Origin of the sequence: Frankia sp. CeD, assembly GCF_000732115.1 — a bacterium.
GTDB classification, from domain to species: Bacteria; Actinomycetota; Actinomycetes; order Frankiales; family Frankiaceae; genus Frankia; species Frankia casuarinae.
The window spans coordinates 1-4,351 of record NZ_JPGU01000013.1 but is presented as its reverse complement, the minus strand read 5'-3'; the positions used below and the strand labels follow the sequence as shown (position 1 = coordinate 4,351).

3 protein-coding genes are annotated in these 4,351 nt (G+C 68.8%); 2 read left to right on the top strand and 1 reads right to left on the bottom strand.

Annotated elements, in window-relative coordinates; translation table 11 throughout:
• Nucleotides 1-312 precede the first annotated feature (312 nt).
• Entirely contained in the window at nt 313-2,262 is a 1,950-nt protein-coding gene (locus CED_RS09840; RefSeq protein ID WP_200875396.1) for a class I SAM-dependent methyltransferase, read from the bottom strand.
• A 496-nt stretch (nt 2,263-2,758) separates the two neighbouring features.
• Here CED_RS09840 and CED_RS09830 point away from each other — a divergent pair, with 496 nt between their 5' ends.
• Entirely contained in the window at nt 2,759-3,082 is a 324-nt protein-coding gene (locus CED_RS09830) for an enoyl-CoA hydratase-related protein (RefSeq protein ID WP_035910026.1), read from the top strand.
• 9 nt (nt 3,083-3,091) lie between these two features.
• Nucleotides 3,092-4,237 (top strand): acyl-CoA dehydrogenase family protein, encoded by a 1,146-nt coding sequence (locus CED_RS09825; protein ID WP_011435637.1) that lies wholly within the window; start codon nt 3,092-3,094, stop codon nt 4,235-4,237.
• Nucleotides 4,238-4,351 lie beyond the last annotated feature (114 nt).

Below are 4,351 nucleotides of genomic sequence, written 5' to 3'. Positions count from 1 at the left end.
ACAAGAAGGACTGGGACGGTAAGGACAAGAAGGGCCGGGACGACAAGGGTGGGCACCAGAAGGACGACTGGGACTGGAACTGGGACTGGGCCTGAGCTGACGAGAGGACCTGGACGGAGCGCCACTGAAATATGGCGAACCGCTAGGAGAAACGTGTAGCGGCGTTGGCGAGGGTGTCCGGAACGGATTCCGATCGGCAATGCCCGCCCGGGTTCTTTGGCCGGCGCGGTGCCGGACACCATGGCGCTGCGGTGTCCGGCACTCACGTTTCATGGCCATCACGCGCGGGTGGCGGGAATGTGGCGCTCCGGCTTACCTCCGGCGGGCGAGGATGCGGTAGGCGTTCGACCGGCTGCCGGCGGTCAGATAAGGCCGGCTCATCGCGTCCAGGGCCAGGCCTGCCACGAATGCGGGGACCATGGCGGCCGCGGTCAGCGCCCGGACCCTCCGCGGGCGGCCCGGCTCCTCCTCGGTGCGCCACGCTGAGGACGGTGACGGCGCGACAGTCTGGAGCAGCCCGTACAGGGCCATCACCGGGTCCCCCCGCTGATGGACGTCACCGAACCGGATCTCCTGGACCGCGAAGCCACGTTCGCTCAGGGCAGCCGCCAGATTGGCCGCCGGCATAAGGTGCTGATGTTGCGGAATCAGCCATCCCGGCCACAGTTGGCGGTACATACGGGCCGCGGGGCTCTCCGGATTCGGTACCTCGAGCAGCAGATGGCGGCCCGGGGCCAGCGCGAGTGCGGCGGCATCCAGTTCGGCCAGCGGATCCCGGGTGTGTTCGAGGTAGTGGAACATGCTGATGACGTCGTACTGGTCAGCCAGATCGGCGGCGATATCGGGAAATAATCCGCGGTAGGCCCGATCCACCCAGCGTCGGCGTTCCGCCTCCTCGATGCCCGCCCCGATGTCGAGTGCGTCGAACGACGTCGTCGGCCAGACCGTTCTCGCCACGTTACAGAAATGTCCATGGCCGCCTCCCACGTCCAACCAGCGACGGGGCGTCGGTATCGACAGGCTGGCCCGGTGGAGATAAGGGCCCGGGCTGAATCCGAAGACCTCCTCGATCATGGCGGCGCCGAGCCCGTCGTAGAAGTCCCGGTAGTAGAAGTCCAGACCTTCGAAGGAGAGTCGGGGATTCTGGAAGACGTGGCCGCAGTCGCCGCACCGGTCGTAGCGGAACCGGCCGGGCTTCCCCTGGGAGACGTCGCGGCCATTCATGCGTACGGAGAGGTCGTTTCCGCCGCACCACGGGCAGGTCGTGCGAGGCGACTCGAGGAACCGGTCAAGACCGCCGGCGAGCTCCCGCCGGTACTGGGATCTCTTCTCGGCGATCTCCGTGGGGGTGAGCCTGCCCGCCGTTCTGATCGGTCGCGGAGCCCGCGGGCACGTCGCCGGGTCCGGGCCGATGGTCGGTGCGCCGAGAAGATCACGGGTTCGGCTCGGCATCCCCACCAGCTGGAGGAGGGCGCCGCGTCGCCGCGTCAGCATGCTGCGCCGCAGCGTCCCGGGCGTCACCCATAGTCGGCTACCGCCCACGGCGACCGGCTGCAGCCAGGACANCGTCACCGCCGCGAGTGCCGCGAGCGGGTTGCTGGTAGCCCCGAGCAGGATGGCGGCGTCCCGCAGCGCGGGCAGCACCCGTCTGGCGGGCTCCCACGCATAGGCGGCGCGGTGCACGGACAGCCGGGTGCGCCCGTCGTCCGGCTCGGCACCGACNAGGCCGGGCAGCACGGCGAGGTCGGTGGACGCGGCGGCGTGCCGTTTGCACGTCTCGAGCACGGCCACGAGCTCGGCCTCGGTGAGGTCGGTGAGGTCGGTGAGATCGGTGCTGTCCGCGGTGGTGAGGCCGGTGCGGGCCAGCACCTCTGCATCGACGAGCACCGCTTGGAAGGCACCGCGACCGCGGGCCAGCCGGGCTGACCGGTAGGTGGACGGGTCGACCATCCGCGCCAGGTCGAGGATCCGGTGCGCCGACATCTCGGCCGGGACCAGGTCGAGGACCTCGCAGCCGTGCCGACGCGCGTACGCGTCGGCCGCGCGGCGATGCTCGGGGCCGAGACGCACTCCGGAAGCGAGGAGGAGGACGTACGGCGGACGCTGCGCGTGAGGGTCGTCCGAGCCGGGCGCGCCCCCCGGGGGCCCATGGTCCACCGATTCGATGACGTCGATGGCACCTACCCGGCCGCGCAGCCGGATGCTGTTGAGGCCGATCCCCACACACGCGGCTACCGGGAGCCAGCCACGACGCCTCACCATCGGCCTCCTCTGAATATTTGATCCGCATCCGGTCCGCTGTCGGGAAGCCCCCGCAAAATACCTCTTGCCTCCGAATTGCAGCCGAAGCTTCACCGACCGCTCCGCGCTGCGCGGCTGAACCGGGTGGTCAGGCTGAACCGGGGCGGAACACGCAGCTGGGTTCGGCCGCACCCGCCGCGGCACGGGAGAACGTCACCGCAGGCACGCCGGAGCCCTGCGTCAGGGTCACGGGACTGGTCTGATTTTGATCTCCAGCTCTGGCGGTGGTCCGGCGGTGGGCGCGTCCTGGGCGAGGCGGTTCCAGAACTGCTCGACCATGGGNTGCAGCGGGCGAGGGCCGAGTTCGCGGATCAGGATGCCCAGCGCCTGGGTGTGCTCTGGATCGGGCTTGGTGGAAATGCCGGCGGCACGTAGGTCGCGGACCTGGCTGAGGGTGAGGTCGGNGAGCAGGATGATCAGCTGACCGTTTGTATAGCCTGCCGTACCGTCGGACAGCATGAGTATCCGAGAAGCCGTCATCGTCAACACCGCGTCGACCGCGGCCTTTGCAAGGCAGATCGGCCAGACCGCCTACTCCGCCTCGAAGGGCGGGCTGCCCGAGGTGACCCTCGGGGTGATCCCGGGCGCGGGCGGCACCCAGCGGCTGGTGCACGCGGCCGGCAAGGCCACGGCGATGCGGATGCTGCTCACCGGCGAGCCGATCATCGCCGCCGACGCGCTCGCCGCCAGGCTGGCCGCCGAGGTCGTCCCCGACACCGGAACCCTTGCCACCGCGACGAAAATCGCCGAACGGATCACCGACAACTTTACCGGCCACTGAGGACAGACTATGACCTACCGATCATCGTGGATGACCGAGGAGCTCGACCAGCTCCAAAACCTCACCCGCACCTTCCTGGCCAAGGAATCCGAACCCAACCACGGGCGGTGGACCGAGCAGCACGCGGTCGACCGCGAGTTCTGGAACAAGGCCGGCGAGATCGGCCTGCTGTGCATCAGCTGCCCCATTGAGTACGGCGGCGGTGGCGGCACGTTCGCGCACGAGGCCGTGGTGTTGCGCGAGCAGGGCTACATCGCCGACGACTGCTGGGCCTACCTGGTGCACAGCCCGATCGTCGCGCACTACATCAACGCCTACGGCAACCACGAGCAGAAGCAGCGCTGGCTGCCCAGACTGGCGTCCGGTGAGTTCGTCGGCGCGATCGCGATGACCGAACCGGGCACCGGTAGCGACCTGCAGGCCGTGCGCACCACCGCCCGGCGTGAGGGTGACCATTACGTGATCAACGGTGCAAAGACGTTCATCACCAACGGTACCCACTGTGACCTGCTCATCATCGTGGCCCGCACCGGCAACGCGCCCGGCGGCAGAGGGCTGTCGCTGATCGTGGCGGAAACCCAGGGGCTGCCGGGGTTCGAACGCGGCCGGGTGCTGCAGAAGATCGGCGCGATGGGCACCGACACCCGCGAGCTGGCCTTCACCGACATGCGGGTGCCTGCGGTCAACCTGCTCGGTCCGGCCGAGGGCCAAGGCTTCGTGCAGCTGGTACAGCAGCTGCCGCAGGAACGGCTGTCCATCGCGGTGAATGCCGCGGCCGCCGCCGAACACGCCGTCGACTTGGCCATCGCCTACGCCAAGGAGCGCACGGCGTTCGGCAAACCCCTGCTGGAATTCCAGAACACCCGGTTCGTGCTCGCCGAGTGCCGTACCGAAGCGCTGGCGCTGCGCACCTTCATCGACCACTGCATCACCGAGCATGTGGCCGGCCGGCTCGACGGAGCAACCGCGTCCATGGCCAAATACCTGGCCACCGACAAGCAGTGCGAGATCGTCGACCGCTGCCTACAGATCTTCGGCGGCTACGGCTACATGACCGAGTACCCCATCGCCCGCATGTACGCCGCCGCCCGCGTCCAGAGGATCTACGGCGGCACCAACGAAATCATGAAGGAGCTCATCGCCCGCTCCCTCTGACCGGCAAGAGACCAACCACGCCTGGAGCCGGGTCTGTTCGGTACGTGGGGGGTTCGGGGGGTTCGGCCCGCCCGGTGGACATGGCGGAACGACAAGGTCCGCCTCCGCGCGGAC